Origin of the sequence: Micropruina glycogenica (assembly GCF_900289045.1) — a bacterium.
Lineage (GTDB): Bacteria > Actinomycetota > Actinomycetes > Propionibacteriales > Propionibacteriaceae > Micropruina > Micropruina glycogenica.
In genome coordinates this window covers 2375050-2390096 of sequence record NZ_LT985188.1, presented here as the reverse complement: position 1 = coordinate 2390096, position 15047 = coordinate 2375050, and the positions used below count along the sequence as shown (strand labels likewise).

The window sequence follows — 15047 nt, the reverse complement described above, 5'->3', positions numbered from 1 at the left end:
TCAGTCTTGCAGCGATTGAGCCAGCGCCACCAGGGTGCGCACGGCCATGCCGGTGCCACCGGTGGGCACGTAGTCGTAGGGGCCTTCGTCGTTGAACGCCGGCCCGGCGATGTCGAGATGGGCCCACAGCATGTCGTCGGGCACGAAGGTCTGCAGAAACGCCGCCGCGGTCAGCGCGCCGCCGTAGCGGTTGCCGCCCGAGCGCAGGTCGGCCACCTTCGAGTCGAGCTTGGAGCGGGTGCCCTCGGGAATCGGCAGTTGCCAGAACGCCTCGCCGGCCGACTCGGCGGCGTCGAGCACCCGATCGGCGGCCTCGTCGGCGTTGGTCATCAGGCCTGCGACCCGTTCACCGAGGGCCACCATGCAGGCCCCGGTCAGGGTGGCCACGTCGACGATCAGGTCGGGGCGGTCCTGCCCGGCTCGCACCAGGGCGTCGGCCATCACCAGGCGTCCCTCTGCGTCTGAGTTCACGTTCTCGACCGTGGTGCCGCCGAACATGGTCAGCACGTCCGACGGGCGGTAGGCGGTGCCCGACGGCATGTTCTCGGCCATCGCGGCGTAGGTGGTCACCCTGACCTTGAGGCCGAGTTCGGCGATCGCCCTGGTGGCCGCGAGCACCGCGGCGGCACCCGCCATGTCGCTCTTCATCGTGTACATGCCGTCGGCGGTCTTCAGGTTGAGGCCGCCGGTGTCGAAGGTGATGCCCTTGCCGACCAGCGCCAGGTGCCCGCGCGCACCGCGCGGCGCGTAGTCGAACCGCACCAGCCGGGGGCCGCGATCGGAGCCGCCGCCCACCGCCATCAGGCCGCCGTAGCCGCCCCGCTCGAGCACCTTCTCGTCGAGCACCTCGACCTCGATGCGGGTGCCTTTGACCGCGCCCCTGGCAGCGTCGGCGAAGGTTTCGGGGTACAGCGCGTTGGCAGGGGTGTTCACCCAGTCCCGCGCCAGGCACACCGCCGTGGCCACGATGCGTGCGGCGTCGATCGCCCTCTTGGCCTCGGGCTTGGCCGAACTGCTCACCACCGTGATGGACGCGACCTTGGCGGACGGCTGCTCGCCGCTCACCTTCACGAACCTGTACGAACCAAGCAACGCACCCTCGGCGGCGCCTCGGATCACCTCGGGTTCGACCACGTCGAGGCAGACGGCGACCTTGACGCCCTGGTCGCCCGCCAGTTCGCCGGCTTTTCGCACAGCGGTGCCGGCCGCTCGCCGCACTTGCTCGGGGGTGACGTCGATCTCACCGAGACCGACCACCACCACCCGCTGACCGTCGGGCCCCGGCAGCAGCACGGTGGCGCCCGGCTTGGTGTCGGCGCCCAGTGACCTGGCCAGGTCGAGCAACGAGGTGCCGAACTGCTTATTGACCCGTTTGTCGAGCTGGTCGGGGGCACCGACCAGCACTGCCGATCCGGTGCTGTCGGCGAGGCCGATCACCAGCACATCGGCGTCGGTGGGGCATGAGGTGGCCAGGGTGAGCGAGGGGAGCGTGAATGACGTCACGGACGGTCCTATCGACGAACGAGTCCAGCTTGATTCAGACCACGACACCTTAGCCCCGCGCGATCGATGGGTGCTCCGCGTGGGCATGACATTCTGAGCAACGTGACCATCTTCACCTTCGCCACCGCCCACCGCATCGTCTTCGGCGCTGGCCGCGCCGCCGAGCTGCCTGCCCTGATCGGTGAATTCGGCACACGTCCGTTCGTGTGCACCGGCGCCGACCCGACGCGCTTCTCAGGCCTGCTCACCGGCGTGGCAGACCTCGCCTGGTGGTCGGTGGGCGGCGAGCCGGCCCTCGACGACATCAGGGCCGGGGTCGCGGCCGCCCGGGATCACGGCGCCGACGTGCTCGTCGGCCTGGGCGGTGGGGCCGTACTCGACGCGGCCAAGCTGATCGCCGCGCTGGCCCCCAACGGGGGCGACCTGCTCGACTATCTCGAGGTGATCGGCGCCGGACGGCCCCTGGCCGAGTCGCCCTTGCCCTTCGTCGCGGTGCCCACCACGGCCGGCACCGGCTCAGAGGTGACCAGCAACGGGGTGGTCACCTCGCCCGAGCACGGCGTCAAGGTGAGCCTGCGGTCACCCTCGATGCTGGCCCGGGTGGCCCTGGTCGACCCCGAACTGACGCTCGGCTGCCCGCCTTCGGTCACGGCGTCGGCCGGCCTGGACGCGCTCACCCAGTGCCTGGAGCCGTACGTGTCGCCGTTCGCGAACCCGCTCACCGACGGGTTCTGCGAGCAGGGGCTGCGGCGGGCCGGACGCAGCCTGCGCCGCGCCTACGCCCACGGCGACGACCTGGACGCCCGCACCGACATGGCGGTGTGCGCGCTGCTCGGCGGGCTCGCGCTGGCCAACGCCAAGCTGGGGGCGGTGCACGGGCTGGCCGGGGTGATCGGCGGTCTCACCGGCGCCCCGCACGGGGTGTGTTGTGCGGCGCTGTTGGTGCCCACCTCGTCGGTGACCATCGACGCGCTGCGCGCCGACGATGCCGAGCACCCGGCGCTGGCGCGGTACGCGGCAGCCGGCGAACTGTTGAGCGGTACGGCCGGCATCGACGCGCTGCTGCACTGGCTGGGCGAGACCGTCCGGCTGCTCGACGTGCCGCCCGTCGGCGACCTCGGCGTGCGGCCCGCCGACCACCGGCGCATCGCCGAACAGGCCGCGAAGGCGTCCTCGACCAAGGGCAACCCCGTGGCGCTCACCGTTGAGCAACTGATGCGTGCCCTGCACGCCGCCGACCAATGATCGGTGTCGAGTGTCGTGACACCGACTTCACGGTCTGCGTGCTCTGGATCGACACGCTCAACCGCCGAACTATTAGGCTGAGCGTCGAGTGAAGGAGCGCATGATGTCTGAGTTGAAGAAGTCGCCACTGCACGACCGGCACGAGTCGCTGGGGGCCAAGTTCGCCGAGTTCGGCGGCTGGTCGATGCCGCTGCAGTACGCGGGCATCGTGAGCGAGCACAAGGCCGTGCGCGACGGGGTCGGCATCTTCGACGTCAGCCACCTCGGCAAGGCCAGAATCAAGGGCCCCGGCGCCATCGACTTTCTCAACTCGGCCATCACCAACGACACCGGCAAGATCGCCGTGGGGCAGGCCCAGTACACGCTGCTGTGCAACGCCGAAGGCGGCGTGGTCGATGACCTGATCTGGTACTGGCTGGCCGACGACGAGGCCTTTCTCATTCCCAACGCGGCCAACACCGCCGAGGTCGTCCGGCTGCTCGCCGACGCTGCGCCCGAGGGGCTGTCCATCACCAACGAGCACGACGACTACGCGGTGCTCGCCGTGCAGGGGCCCAAGTCGGACGAGACCCTGGCCGCGCTCGGCCTGCCGGTCGGGCATGACTACATGCGCTTCGACACCAGCGTGCTCGACGGTGTGCAGCTCACCGTGTGCCGCACCGGCTACACCGGTGAGCGCGGATACGAACTGGTGGTGCCCGCAGCAGACGCCGCAGCCGTGTGGGACGCGGTGCTGGCCGCGGGCGAGCCGTACGGCATCGTGCCCGCCGGGTTGGGTGCCCGCGACACCCTGCGCACCGAGATGGGCTACCCGCTGCACGGTCAAGACCTGCGTCCTGACGTGTCGGCCGGGCAGTGCGGCGTCGGCTGGGCGATCGGCTGGCGCAAGGACGCCTTCTGGGGTGACGAGGCGTTGCGGGCCGAACGGGCAGCCGGGCCCGCACTGCGGCTCACCGGTCTGCTGGCCCAGGGACGCGGCATTCCCCGGCCCCACATGACGGTGGTGCATGAGAGCGCCGAGGTGGGTGAGGTGACCTCGGGCACCTTCTCGCCGACGCTGGCCAAGGGCATCGCACTGGCCCTGCTGCCGCCGAGCCTGGTGCCCGGTACCGCGGTGTCGGTGCTGGTGCGCGGCCGCGAGGAGCCGTTCGAGGTGGTCAAGCCGCCGTTCGTCACGCCCGGCGTGCGGTCGTCGTGAAGCAGAGCTGGCGACGCTGGGCGCACCTGGCCCTGGCCGCGGCGGGGGTGGCCGCCGTGCTGTGGGCGGTGGTGCTGGCGGCGAACCCGACCATCTGGTGCCGCGAGCAGGTGATGCACCCCGGTGAGGTGTGCAGCAACGCCCAGGGCACCAAGGTGCAGACCTATGAGGAGCGCTATGCGGCCGCCCAGTGGGCGCGTCCGGTGGTCGGCGTGGTGGGTGCGGTGGTTGCGGGCTTCGGGCTGATGCTCTACCGCGGATCGCGCCGTCCCGAGCCTGCCGTGTCGTCGGCGGCCGCAGGGCACGCCTCGTCCTGACACGCTTCGGGCCGCGCGGCTCAACCGCGCGCTGCGGCCACCGCGGCGGCGAACGCTGCTGCCGCAGCCAGTGACAGCGCCGCGCGAACGGTGTTCGCGGGCGTCCATTCGGCCAGGTACCGCTGCCACAGGTCTGCCGCCTGGGCGCTGTCGGACGGCAGCGCGGCGAGCGCCTCGTTGAGCGGCACGTTGCGGGCGATGGTGAGCGAGAAGCCCGCCAGGTACAGCCCGCCACCCACCGCGGCGAGCCAACTGGCCGGGTGCCGGTGCGTGGCCAGCAGCCCGAGCGCCACCAGGCCCAGTGCTGCCGAGCCGAAGAAGGCGGTCATGAACGGCGCCCGCAGCGCCACCACGTTGAAGTGCTGCATGGTGGCGACCGCCTCGGCGGGCCGCAGCGCCGCCAGCCGTGGCATCACGCGGGCCGAAAAGTTGGCGTAGACCAGGCCGCAGGTCAGTGATCCGAGCACGCCGGCACCGCTGATCGCCGCGGTCCACAGCAGGTGAGGTGAAGAGTTCATGGCCACAGTTCATCAGCTTCGTGGACGAATCAACATGATGGATACGCTCATCTTCATGCGTTATCGTCCAGTATGGCCGATACAGACCCCTGGACGATGCTGTTGCGTGCACCCCGCGCACGCGACGCGTTTCTGCTGCGGGTGGTGATGGGTGGCCCTTGGTCGCTGCTGGTCGCCGACGAGGCCCCGCTCACCGTGATGGGGCAACTCCAGGGCAACGCCTGGTTCGCCGTCGAGGGTGGTGAGCCCACCCTGCTGCACCCGGGTGACGTGGTGCTGGTGCGGGCACCGGTGCACTACCGGGTGGCGTCCGACCCGAGCGTGCAGCCGTCCATGACCATCGGCCCCGATCAGTCGTGCACCGGGGCCGACGGGCGCGAACTCGCCGATGCGCTGGCCCAGGGCGTGCGCACGTGGGGCAATGACCCCGCCGGGGCCGACCGGCTGATCGTGGGCACCTACCGCAGCGACACGCAGGCCTCGCGGCTGCTGCTCGGGGCGCTTCCCCCGGCGCTGGTGGTGCCCGCGGCCGCTCCCGAGCTGATCGGGCTGCTGAATCGCGAACTGGCCGCAGACGCCGACGCGGGTGTGCTCGACCGACTGCTCGATCTGGTGCTGATCGACGCCGTACGCACCGCCCGCGCGCAACTCACGTCCGGCGCCGGTGGGCCGGTGGGTGTGGCGCTGCGGGCGATCCACTCGGCACCGGCGCAACCGTGGACGGTCGGCTCGCTCGCCGCTCGGGCGGGGGTCTCGCGCTCAGCGCTCGCGGCCCGGTTTCGGCACGAGGTGGGTGACACCCCGTCGGCCTACCTCACCCACTGGCGGCTGGCACTGGCCGCCGATCTGCTGCTCGACACCGACGCGACCCTGGACTCGATCGCGGCCCGGGTCGGCTACGGCTCGCCGTTCAGCCTCAGTGCAGCCTTCAGCCGGCGGTTCGGGGTGAGCCCCCGGGCGTTCAGAACCCGCGGGCAGGCGGAGGGTCGCGGTGCCGACCTGGCTGGTTGAGGTCGTCGGCTCGTCATCCCGGAAGGCCTCGTCGTGCCGGCGGCTCTCGTCGTCCGGGCGACTTTCGTCATCCGGGCGGACGCCGGGATCTCAGCGCGTCATCCGGCGTCGAGGTTCATCGGCCCGTAGACGAGCCGGTCTTCTTCGTACAGGGAAACCGCCTGCACGCCGCGGTCGGCGAGCGCCTCGAACGTGCCGGTCAGCCAGTGCTCGGCGGCGGCCTGAGTGTCGAAAGGGCCACTGACGGTCAGCCCGTCCACGCCGGCGATCGCCTCGAACTCGGGTTTGGCCCGCCAGTACCAGGCCATCAGAAGCTGTCGCCCCGCTTCAGCACCGGCCTGGGAATGCGCAGCCGGCGCAGCGACAGCGCCCGGTTGAAGCCGTAGTACAGCAGACCCTTCAGCGGTTCGTTGGGGATGCGCTCGGCCGCCAACTGCTTGAACCCGCGCCACATGCGCCAGATGTCGAACGCGACCAGCAGCATGAAGGCCCAGGTGGCGTAGGTGACGGGTTCGATGATCACCGGCACGGCCGGGCTGACGACCAGGGTCAGCAGCAGCAACACCATCAGAATCGGCATGGCCCACTCGGCCAGGTTGAACCGGGTGTCGACGTAGGCGCGCATGAGCTTGCGTCCAGGCACGTTGTCGATCGCCTCGGTCTGCTTGCGCCGATCGGCCGCCGCGTCCTGCCGAGCCCGGGCCTTTGCCTCTTTGGGCGAAAGTTGGGGGTTGATCCGCTGCCGACGTGCCGCCTCGGCGTCCTTGCGCCTGGGCGTGGGCGCGCTCTTACCGCCCGTGGGTGTGGGTACCCGTTGCGGCTCGGCGGCGGGCTGTGCCGGAGCGGAATCGTTGTTCTTGTTGGGGGAGAAGAGTCCCACTGCGAACCTCGTTGTCGGTGGATCGGTGACGCCTCATGCTACCCCGCCGAACGGGCGGGATAACCTGGGTGGGATCGACCACGCCGCCAACGGAAGGCACGCACCCATGGCTGGGCTGTTCCAACGCATGAAGGCCATCTTCTCGGCCAAGGCCGACAAGGCCCTCGACAAGCTCGAAGACCCCCGCGAAACCCTCGACTACTCCTACACCAAGCAACTCGAACTGCTGCAGCAGGTGCGTCGCGGGGTGGCCGAAGTGGCCACCAGCCGCAAACGGGTCGAACTGCAGGCCGGCCAGCTCAACGCTCAACTCGACAAGCTGCAGGTCGCGGCCAAGCGTGCGCTCGAAGCCGGCCGTGAAGACCTGGCCCGCGAGGCGCTCACCCGCAAGTCGGGGCTGCAGCAGCAACTCGCCGAACTGCAGACCCAGCACGCGGCACTGCAGGCCGAGGAGGAGCGGTTGGTGCGGGCCAGCCAGCAGTTGCAGGCCAGGGTTGACGCGTTTCGCACCCGCAAAGAGACCATCAAGGCCACCTACACCGCTGCAGAGGCACAGACCAAGATCAGCGAGGCGTTCAGCGGGCTGGGGCAAGAGCTGGGTGATGTCGGGCAGGCCATTCAGCGCGCCGAGGACAAGACCGCGCAGCTGCAGGCCCGCGCCGCCGCGGTCGACGAACTGCTCGCCAGCGGTGCGCTCGACGACCCGACCGGCCTGGCCAAAGACGACCTGACCCGCGAACTGGACGCGCTGGCGTCCGACGCCCAGGTCGACAATGAACTCGCGGCACTGAAAGCGTCCCTGCCCGGTGCTGAGCCGCAGGGCGAGTTGCCCGCCGGCACGTTCGAGCAGCCGCCCGCCCCGGGCGTTCAGGCCGAGACGGGCGAGAACCTGCGGTGACCCCGGCCGCTTCGGGCGGCCGTCGGCCCCGAGTGCTGCTGGCCAGTGGCCCGGTGGGCGCTCTCTCGCCGCTGCAGGCGTCGGTGGCCCTCGCGCGCGGCTTCGCCGACGGTGCCGACGTTGCGGTGATCGGCCTGGCTGAGGGCGGGCGGGCTCTGGGTGAGGTGTTGGCAGAGCCCGACGGCGACCTCGAGGTGTTGCACGCCGGCTGGCTGGCCCGCCGCGACGGACTGCTGGCCGTGGGTGCCGAGCCCGACCTCGAGCCGCCCTACGATCCGCTCGAGGTGTCGAGCTCGCCGCTGGGCCGCCTGGTCGCCTACGCGCTGCAGGAGCAACCGCCGACCCGGCTCGTGATCGACCTCACCACCAGCAACGCGCACGACGCCGGCCGAGGGCTGCTGCACCACGTCGGCGAGTTGCGGCCTCGGTTGCAGGGTGTGGACGTGATCGGCGTGGTGCCGTCGGGGCAGCAACACGACCGGCTGCTCGGGCTGCGCGGCGTCACCTCACGACGCGGCCGCGAACTGGGCATCGCGCTTCGGCACGTCATGGCGGTCGAGGGAACGCTGGAGCGGTTCGCCCTCGAGGTCGACGCGGTCGCGGCCAAGGCCGAGGGTGCGGGGGCGTCCGGGGGCCTCGGGTTCGCCATTCTGGCCCTGGGTGGACGGCTCGTCACCGGCGCTGCACTCACCGCCGAGCTGGGTGACCTCGACCGGGCACTGGGTTCCGCCGACCTGGTGGTCACCGGCTGCGACTCCTTCGACTTCGGCAGCCGGGGCGGTGGCGTGGTGGCTGAGCTTGCCACGCGCTGCGAGGCGTTCGAGGTGCCGCTGGTGGTGGTCTCACCGGTGGTCGGCATGTCGGGCCGCGAAATGCGCACCCTGGGCATCGAGTCGGCGCACCCGGTGCCCGTGGACGAGGGTGTGGCCGACGGCCTCACTGCGACGGGGCGGCGACTGGCTGCGGGGTGGACCTCCCGCTGGTGAGTAATGGGGACGGTTCCGATTACCGTTCAGGCGGGCCTTCTGGTGGGTAATGGGGACGGTTCCGATTACCGTTCAGGGCGCTGGCCACCCCGCCTCCGATCACCCATGCGGCGGTACCGCGTGGCGGGCAACGGGGCGGTTCCGATCACCCTTCAGCGGCCAGGCTGACTGGCCGCGGTCTGGACGTCCCGCTGGTGACAAACCTGGTGGGTAAATCGGAACCGTCCCCGTTACCGTTCACCGACCAACCGGACCCAGTCCGCTGCGCCACCCGACGAGGTGCCCAGTGTTGCTCAGCGTCGCCCGACGAGCTTCTGAGGCTCGGCCTCGCCAAGACGTTGTTCTACACTGTTGGGAATACCCGGCCCGGGCGGAGTTGTTCCCCCTGGGGAGTACACCCATCGAAGCGGAGAACACATGTCTCTCGACCAGCAGATCGACACCGACGGCATCATTCTCACCGAGGCTGCGGCCCTCAAGGTGAAAGACCTCGTCTCGCAGCAGCCCGAAGAGAGCCTTGTGCTGCGCATCTCCGTGGCACCGGGCGGCTGCTCCGGGCTGCGTTACCAACTGTCGCTCGACGAGCGCGAGCTCGACGGCGACGTCACCAAGGAATGGTTCGGCGTGCCGGTGGTCACCGACCGCATGTCGGCTCCGTACCTGATCGGCGCGACCATCGACTTCGTCGACACCATCGAGGCTCAGGGGTTCACCATCGACAACCCCAACGCCCAGGGCTCGTGCGCCTGCGGCGACAGCTTCCACTGATCAGCCCATTCCGTCGTCTATGGCGGGACTACGGGTAACAATCGAGAAAACGTCACAATCGGGACGCCTCAGGGGAGGCGTCCCGTTGTGTTTGTGGGTTAGGGTGAGCGCCTAGGAATCTGACGACTCGGACGCCTGCCGATCTGCCCTGTGGTAAGCGGTTGGCCTCCGGTGTGGGAAGGCGGACAGTCCGTGGTGAAGAACCGCACACACCTACGGCGAGGGCTGGCGCTCGGCGCCGGCGTTCTCGTCGTGCCGGCCTTGACGGGGTGCAGCCAAGACACGCTGGCCCAGTGGGGCCGATGGGGCATGCCGGTGGCGGCGAGCCAGCAGGCACCGTGGATCGGCGACCTGTGGAACGGCGCATGGATCGCCTCACTGGTCATCGGTGTATTCGTCTGGGGCCTGATCCTCTGGGTGATGTTCCGCTACCGCCGCAAGAACAACACCGAGGTGCCCCGGCAGACGCGCTACAACCTGCCGCTCGAAATCATGTACACGCTGGTGCCGTTCCTCATCATCGGCGTGCTGTTCTTCTTCACCGTGCGCAGCCAGGACGCGGTGCTCGCCAAGAGCGCCCAGCCGCAGCACACCGTCAACGTGCTGGGCCAGAAGTGGTCGTGGACCTTCAACTACATGGAGCAACAGAACTCCGCGGTCGGTGCGGTGGTGCACGAGGGCGGCACGATCGAGAAGATCCCCGACCTGTACCTGCCCGTCAACGAGTCGGTGCGGTTCAACCTCACCTCGGCCGACGTCATCCACTCGTTCTGGATTCCCGAGTTCTACTTCAAGCAGGACGTGATTCCCGGCCACCCCAACAGCTTCGACGTGACGCCCAACCGCACCGGTGTCTTCCTGGCCAAGTGCGCCGAGTTGTGCGGCACCTACCACTCGGCGATGTTGTTCAACGTGCACGTGGTGAGCGTCGACGAGTACAACGCCTACCTGAAGGGCCTGGCCGCCAAGGGTCAAACCGGCGAGATCAAGGCGCCCGCCTGGCCCAACGCCGTTCCGTCCGCCCCTGCCGATGAGGAGCACCCATGAGCGTCGCACGCGTGACCGTCGGCTCGTCGCAGGCCCGTAGCATTCGGCGCAGCCGCTGGGGCACCAAGGTGCTGGGCTGGATGACCACCACCGACCACAAGGTGATCGCCAACCTGTACTTCGTCACCGCCTTCGCCTTCTTCGGCTTCGGCGGCCTGCTCGCCCTGGCGATTCGTGCCGAGTTGGCCTACCCCGGCCTGCAGTTCCTGCACTACGAGACCTTCAACCAGTTCTTCACCATGCACGGCACGATCATGCTGCTGATGTTCGCGACGCCGATGTTCACGGCGTTCGCGAACGCGATCATGCCGCTGCAGATCGGTGCCCCCGACGTGGCCTTCCCGCGCTTGAACATGTTCAGCTACTGGCTGTACCTGTTCGGTTCGATCACCGCCTGCTCGGGCTTCTTGTCGCCCGAGGGCGCGGCCGCGTTCGGCTGGTTCGCCTACGCGCCGTTGTCGGACGCCATCAACTCACCCGGGGTGGGCGGCGACCTGTGGATCATGGGCCTCTATGTGATGGGCCTGTCGACCATTCTGGGGGCGGTCAACTTCGTCACCACGATCATCACCATGCGGGCGCCAGGCCTGACCATGTTCCGGTTGCCGATCTTCACCTGGAACATCTTCGTCACCTCGCTGCTGGTGCTGCTGGTGTTCCCGGTGCTCGCGGCCGGACTGCTGGTGCTCGAGGCCGACCGTCGCCTCGGCACCCACGTTCTCGACCCCGGTGTCGGGGGCGCGGTGTTGTGGCAGCACCTGTTCTGGTTCTTCGGTCACCCCGAGGTCTACATCATCGCGCTGCCCTTCTTCGGCATCATCACCGAGGTGCTGCCGGTGTTCAGCCGAAAGCCGGTGTTCGGCTACGTCGGCCTTGTGGCGGCAACGATGACCATCGGCGGCCTCAGTGTTGCCGTGTGGGCGCATCACATGTTCGTCACCGGCGCGGTGAACCTGCCGTTCTTCTCGTTCATGACGTTCTTGATCGCGGTGCCCACGGGGGTGAAGTTCTTCAACTGGATCGGCACCATGTGGGGCGGTTCGCTGACCTTCGAAACTCCCATGATCTGGGCGATCGGGTTTCTCACCACCTTCTTGTTCGGTGGCCTGACCGGCGTCATTCTGGCCAGCCCACCGCTCGACTTCCACGTGTCAGACACCTACTTCGTGGTCGCGCACTTCCACTACGTGGTGTTCGGCACCGTGGTGTTCGCGATGTTCGCGGGCTTCTACTTCTGGTGGCCCAAGATCACCGGCAAGATGCTCAACGAGCGTTGGGGCAAGATTCACTTCTGGACCCTGTTCTTCGGCTTCCACCTCACCTTCCTGGTGCAGCACTGGCTGGGCATCGAGGGCATGCAGCGGCGCATTGCCGACTACCTGCCGTCCGAGGGCTTCCAGTTCCTCAACCAGGTGTCGACCGTGGGCGCGTTCTTGTTGGGCATCTCGATGCTGCCGTTCTTCTACAACCTCTGGATCACCCACAAGACACCCAAGGTCAACGTGGACGACCCCTGGGGCTGGGGCCGGTCGCTGGAATGGGCCACGTCGAGCCCGCCGCCGCGGCACAACTTCACCAAGCTGCCGCGAATTCGGTCCGAGTCGCCCGCCTTCGACCTGCACCATCCCGAGATTCATGGTGTCGATCGCACCGAAGAGCTCGACGTGCTGTTGACCGGGTCGTCGAGCAACGGGTCGCAGCCGTCGTCCATCGAGAACCCCAAGGGGGAGTGAAGCCATGAAGGTCGAAGGCTGGATGTTCGCGGCGATCGCGATCTTCCTCACGGTCGTGACGCCCGTCTACTGGTTCATGTCGCACGAGATCATCGGAACCGTGGCGCTGGCCATGTCGCTGCTGCTGTTCACGATGGTGGCGGTGTACCTGTTCGTGCTCGCCCGCAAGATGGACGAGCGGCTCGAAGACCGTAAAGACGCCGAGATCATCGAGGGTGCCGGCCCGCTCGGCTTCTTTCCGCCCAAGAGCATCTGGCCGTTCTGGGTGGCGGTTACCGTGCAGCTGCTGGCGCTGGGCCCGGTGTTCGGCTGGTGGATCAGCATTCTCGCCGTCTGCCTGGGCATCTGGGCGTTGAGCGGCTGGGTGTTCGAGTTCTACCGGGGCGATTACCAGCACTGATCCGATTGCGCTGATCGAGCTTCGAGGCCCGCACCACATGGTGCGGGCCCTTCTCGTTTGTCGAGCCGGGTCGCACCCGGCAGACTCGCACGTCATCCCGGCGGACGCCGGGATCTCCCAGCCCAACCACGGCAAGACGTACGGCCGACGTTTCGGCGGTGGCACAGAATGGCGCCTATGCAACCTTCCGCTCAACTCGCCGTGATCGGCGTCGGGTAGATCGCCGAGGCCATCGTCACCGGCCTGTGTGGCGTCGACCCGAAGGCCGCCATCGTGCTGTCGCCACGGGGCGCCGCCCGCGCGGCGCGCCTCGCCGCCGCCCACCCGGGGTGCCGCGCATGCCGCGGCACGGTTTGCCGTGTGGGGTCGCGTCCGACAACCAGGCCGCGGTAGACGCCGCCGACACCGTGCTGCTGGCCCTGCGCGCCGCCGATGCCCCTGCCGTGCTCGGCGCGCTCACGTTTCGGCCGCACCGACGAGTGATCAGCGTGATGCCAGCCCGGACGTTGCCGCGATCAGTGGGTTGCTCGGCCCGGTGGCCGAGGTGTCGCGGGGTATCCCGGCGGTCAGCGTGGCGAACCGGGCCGGTCTGACGCCGGTGTTTCCGCCGGGTGGCGCCGCCGATGAGCTGTTCGACAGGCTCGGGTCGACGCTGCCGGTGGCCAGCGAGCAGGTGTTGGACGCCACGTCGGTGGCCAGTGCCACGGTTGCCGTCTACTTCGCCTACCTGACCGCGATCAGCGACTGGGTGACCGCTCAGGGCTTGCCGCCCGAGCACCCACGGCGCCTGGTCGGGGCCGTGTTCACCGGGGTGAACGCCGACCTGGCCGAGCCGGCCGGGTTCGACGAACTGGCCCGGCATCACGCGACACCCGGCGGGCAGAACGAACGACTGCTGGCAGGGGTACGCGCCGCCGGCGTCTACGACAGCATCGCGCGCGAGCTCGACCGGCTTCTCAAGGCCTAGCCGGCTACCAACTGACGTGCAGCGGACGGCCCTCGTTGAAGCCCGACGCCGACTGCACGCCCACGACGGCGTTCTCGCTGAACTCAGCCAACGTACGGGCACCGGCGTACGTGCATGACGACCGCACGCCCGACACGATGAAGTCGATCAGGTCTTCGACGCCAGGACGTTCGGGGTCGAGGTACATGCGGCTGTGCGAGATGCCCTCTTCGAACAGCGAGGCCCGGGCACGTTCGTAGGGCGACTGCTGCTGGGTGCGGGCTCGCACGGCGCGGGCCGAGGCCATGCCGAATGATTCCTTGTAGCGCCGTCCCTCGTGGTCGGTGACCAGGTCGCCGGCCGACTCGTGGGTGCCGGCGAACCACGAGCCGATCATCACCGCCCCGGCACCTCCGGCCAGCGCCAGCGCCACGTCGCGTGGGTGCCGCACGCCCCCGTCCGCCCAGATCGCGCGGCCGGCCTCACGCGCCTCGGCGGCGCACTCGAGCACCGAGCTGAACTGCGGACGGCCCACGCCGGTCTGCATGCGGGTGGTGCACATCGCTCCAGGGCCGACTCCGACCTTGATCACGTCGGCGCCCGCCTCGATCAGGTCTGCGGTGCCCTCGGCGGTGACCACGTTGCCGGCCACCACGGGCACCGTGCTGCCGCGGGCGTCCAACATGGCGCGTACCACTGCGAGGCCCTCCAGCATGCGTTCCTGGTGGCCGTGGGCGGTGTCCATCACGAGTACGTCGGCACCGGCGTCGACCAGGTCGGACGCCCGTCGTCCCACGTCTTTGCTGATGCCCACCGCGGCACCCACGCGCAATCGTCCGTCGGCGTCGAGGGCGGGCGTGTACAGGGTGGCGCGCAGGGCGCCTTTGACGGTCATCAGGCCGGTCAGCTTGCCGTCTTGGACGGCCAGGGCCACCCGGTGCCGGCGGGTGCTGAGCAACTCGAACACCTCGGCGGGGGTGGCGGTCTCGTCGACGATGGTCAGGTCGGTCGACATCGCCTCGTGCACCTGCACGAACCGGTCGAGGCCTGCGGCCTCGGTGGGGCCGAGCAGCCCGACGGGCGCGCCGTCGTCCACCACCACGACCAGGCCGTGCGCGCGCTTGGGCAGCAGGCTGAGCGCCTCACCGACGGTGGTGGTGGGCGACACCCGCACGGGGGTGTCGAACACGGTGTGGGCGGCCTTCACCTTGCCTATCGTCTGGGCGACGATGCCGGTGGGCAGGTCTTGGGGAATGATCGCCACGCCACCGCGCCGAGCGACCGTTTCGGCCATGCGACGACCCGAGATGGCCGTCATGTTGGCCACCACCAGGGGCAGCGGCAGGCCAAGGCCGTCTGTACTGGTCAGGTCGACATCGAGCCGTGACGTCACCGATGAACGACGTGGGGTCATGAAGACGTCGTCGTAGGTGAGGTCGTAACCGGGCTTCGGGTTCAGAAAACGCACGCAGGGATCGTACCTGCAGTGGGCCGGCATGCCGATTCAATGGTCGGCGCGGACGGTCGAAGGCTCTGCGACAGCTGGTCCAGCGACGCGGTGGCGCGGGTTGGGAACCGTCCCCAACTCGCGCCGGGA

Annotated in this window: 17 protein-coding genes; 11 read left to right on the top strand and 6 right to left on the bottom strand. The window is 69.1% G+C overall.

The features are described 5' to 3' along the window. Nucleotides 1-1503: a leucyl aminopeptidase gene (locus MPLG2_RS11315; protein ID WP_231935635.1), complete on the bottom strand. Its 1503-nt coding sequence runs from the start codon at nucleotides 1501-1503 to the stop codon at nucleotides 1-3. 102 nt (nucleotides 1504-1605) lie between these two features. On the opposite strand from MPLG2_RS11315, the gene MPLG2_RS11310 reads away from it, so the two are divergent. The 3 genes from MPLG2_RS11310 to MPLG2_RS11300 all read left to right on the top strand — a co-directional run bounded on the left by MPLG2_RS11310 (nucleotide 1606) and on the right by MPLG2_RS11300 (nucleotide 4263). Then, nucleotides 1606-2748: an iron-containing alcohol dehydrogenase gene (locus tag MPLG2_RS11310; RefSeq protein ID WP_197709918.1), complete on the top strand. Its 1143-nt coding sequence runs from the start codon at nucleotides 1606-1608 to the stop codon at nucleotides 2746-2748. A 103-nt stretch (nucleotides 2749-2851) separates the two neighbouring features. After that, complete coding sequence (gene gcvT / locus MPLG2_RS11305) at nucleotides 2852-3946, top strand: glycine cleavage system aminomethyltransferase GcvT (RefSeq protein ID WP_105187631.1); 1095 nt, start codon at nucleotides 2852-2854, stop codon at nucleotides 3944-3946. Further along, nucleotides 3943-4263 (top strand): hypothetical protein, encoded by a 321-nt coding sequence (locus MPLG2_RS11300; RefSeq protein ID WP_105186210.1) that lies wholly within the window; start codon nucleotides 3943-3945, stop codon nucleotides 4261-4263. Before gcvT ends, MPLG2_RS11300 begins: the two co-directional genes overlap by 4 nt. Before the next feature lie 20 nt (nucleotides 4264-4283). On the opposite strand, the gene MPLG2_RS11295 is transcribed toward MPLG2_RS11300, so the two are convergent. Beyond that, on the bottom strand, nucleotides 4284-4781 hold the full coding sequence (locus MPLG2_RS11295; protein ID WP_105186209.1) for an anthrone oxygenase family protein: 498 nt from the start codon (nucleotides 4779-4781) through the stop codon (nucleotides 4284-4286). A 72-nt stretch (nucleotides 4782-4853) separates the two neighbouring features. Here MPLG2_RS11295 and MPLG2_RS11290 point away from each other — a divergent pair, with 72 nt between their 5' ends. Beyond that, on the top strand, nucleotides 4854-5792 hold the full coding sequence (locus MPLG2_RS11290; protein WP_173909623.1) for a helix-turn-helix transcriptional regulator: 939 nt from the start codon (nucleotides 4854-4856) through the stop codon (nucleotides 5790-5792). 98 nt (nucleotides 5793-5890) lie between these two features. On the opposite strand, the gene MPLG2_RS11285 is transcribed toward MPLG2_RS11290, so the two are convergent. Together MPLG2_RS11285 and MPLG2_RS11280 are read right to left on the bottom strand one after the other, a co-directional pair. Continuing rightward, a complete protein-coding gene (locus MPLG2_RS11285) occupies nucleotides 5891-6100 on the bottom strand; it encodes a hypothetical protein (RefSeq protein ID WP_105186207.1) in 210 nt (69 codons plus the stop codon). Continuing rightward, on the bottom strand, nucleotides 6100-6672 hold the full coding sequence (locus MPLG2_RS11280; RefSeq protein WP_105186206.1) for a DUF3043 domain-containing protein: 573 nt from the start codon (nucleotides 6670-6672) through the stop codon (nucleotides 6100-6102). The genes MPLG2_RS11285 and MPLG2_RS11280 overlap by 1 nt, the downstream gene beginning before the upstream one ends. Nucleotides 6673-6778: 106 nt before the next feature. On the opposite strand from MPLG2_RS11280, the gene MPLG2_RS11275 reads away from it, so the two are divergent. From MPLG2_RS11275 to MPLG2_RS11250, 6 genes are all read left to right on the top strand, one after another. Then, entirely contained in the window at nucleotides 6779-7570 is a 792-nt protein-coding gene (locus MPLG2_RS11275; RefSeq protein WP_105186205.1) for a PspA/IM30 family protein, read from the top strand. Next, the gene (locus MPLG2_RS11270) at nucleotides 7567-8556 is read left to right on the top strand and encodes a glycerate kinase (protein WP_105186204.1); all 990 of its coding nucleotides are present in this window, start codon (nucleotides 7567-7569) and stop codon (nucleotides 8554-8556) included. Before MPLG2_RS11275 ends, MPLG2_RS11270 begins: the two co-directional genes overlap by 4 nt. Nucleotides 8557-8973: 417 nt before the next feature. Beyond that, nucleotides 8974-9324 carry a HesB/IscA family protein gene (locus MPLG2_RS11265; protein WP_105186203.1) on the top strand — a complete coding sequence of 117 codons (351 nt, stop codon included), beginning with the start codon at nucleotides 8974-8976 and terminating at the stop codon, nucleotides 9322-9324. A gap of 195 nt (nucleotides 9325-9519) precedes the next feature. Next, nucleotides 9520-10371 (top strand): aa3-type cytochrome oxidase subunit II, encoded by an 852-nt coding sequence (gene ctaC / locus MPLG2_RS11260; RefSeq protein ID WP_105187630.1) that lies wholly within the window; start codon nucleotides 9520-9522, stop codon nucleotides 10369-10371. Beyond that, nucleotides 10368-12104, top strand: coding sequence for an aa3-type cytochrome oxidase subunit I (gene ctaD / locus MPLG2_RS11255; RefSeq protein WP_105186202.1), 1737 nt, complete (start codon nucleotides 10368-10370; stop codon nucleotides 12102-12104). Before ctaC ends, ctaD begins: the two co-directional genes overlap by 4 nt. Before the next feature lie 4 nt (nucleotides 12105-12108). Continuing rightward, a complete protein-coding gene (locus MPLG2_RS11250) occupies nucleotides 12109-12504 on the top strand; it encodes a cytochrome c oxidase subunit 4 (protein ID WP_105186201.1) in 396 nt (131 codons plus the stop codon). 191 nt (nucleotides 12505-12695) lie between these two features. Here MPLG2_RS11250 and MPLG2_RS18500 read toward each other — a convergent pair whose 3' ends face one another. Next, the gene (locus MPLG2_RS18500) at nucleotides 12696-12977 is read right to left on the bottom strand and encodes a hypothetical protein (protein WP_158681092.1); all 282 of its coding nucleotides are present in this window, start codon (nucleotides 12975-12977) and stop codon (nucleotides 12696-12698) included. Between the two features lie 71 nt (nucleotides 12978-13048). On the opposite strand from MPLG2_RS18500, the gene MPLG2_RS18495 reads away from it, so the two are divergent. Further along, the gene (locus MPLG2_RS18495) at nucleotides 13049-13471 is read left to right on the top strand and encodes a pyrroline-5-carboxylate reductase dimerization domain-containing protein (protein ID WP_158681090.1); all 423 of its coding nucleotides are present in this window, start codon (nucleotides 13049-13051) and stop codon (nucleotides 13469-13471) included. 4 nt (nucleotides 13472-13475) lie between these two features. On the opposite strand, the gene MPLG2_RS11240 is transcribed toward MPLG2_RS18495, so the two are convergent. After that, complete coding sequence (locus tag MPLG2_RS11240; RefSeq protein WP_105186199.1) at nucleotides 13476-14948, bottom strand: GuaB1 family IMP dehydrogenase-related protein; 1473 nt, start codon at nucleotides 14946-14948, stop codon at nucleotides 13476-13478. Nucleotides 14949-15047 lie beyond the last annotated feature (99 nt).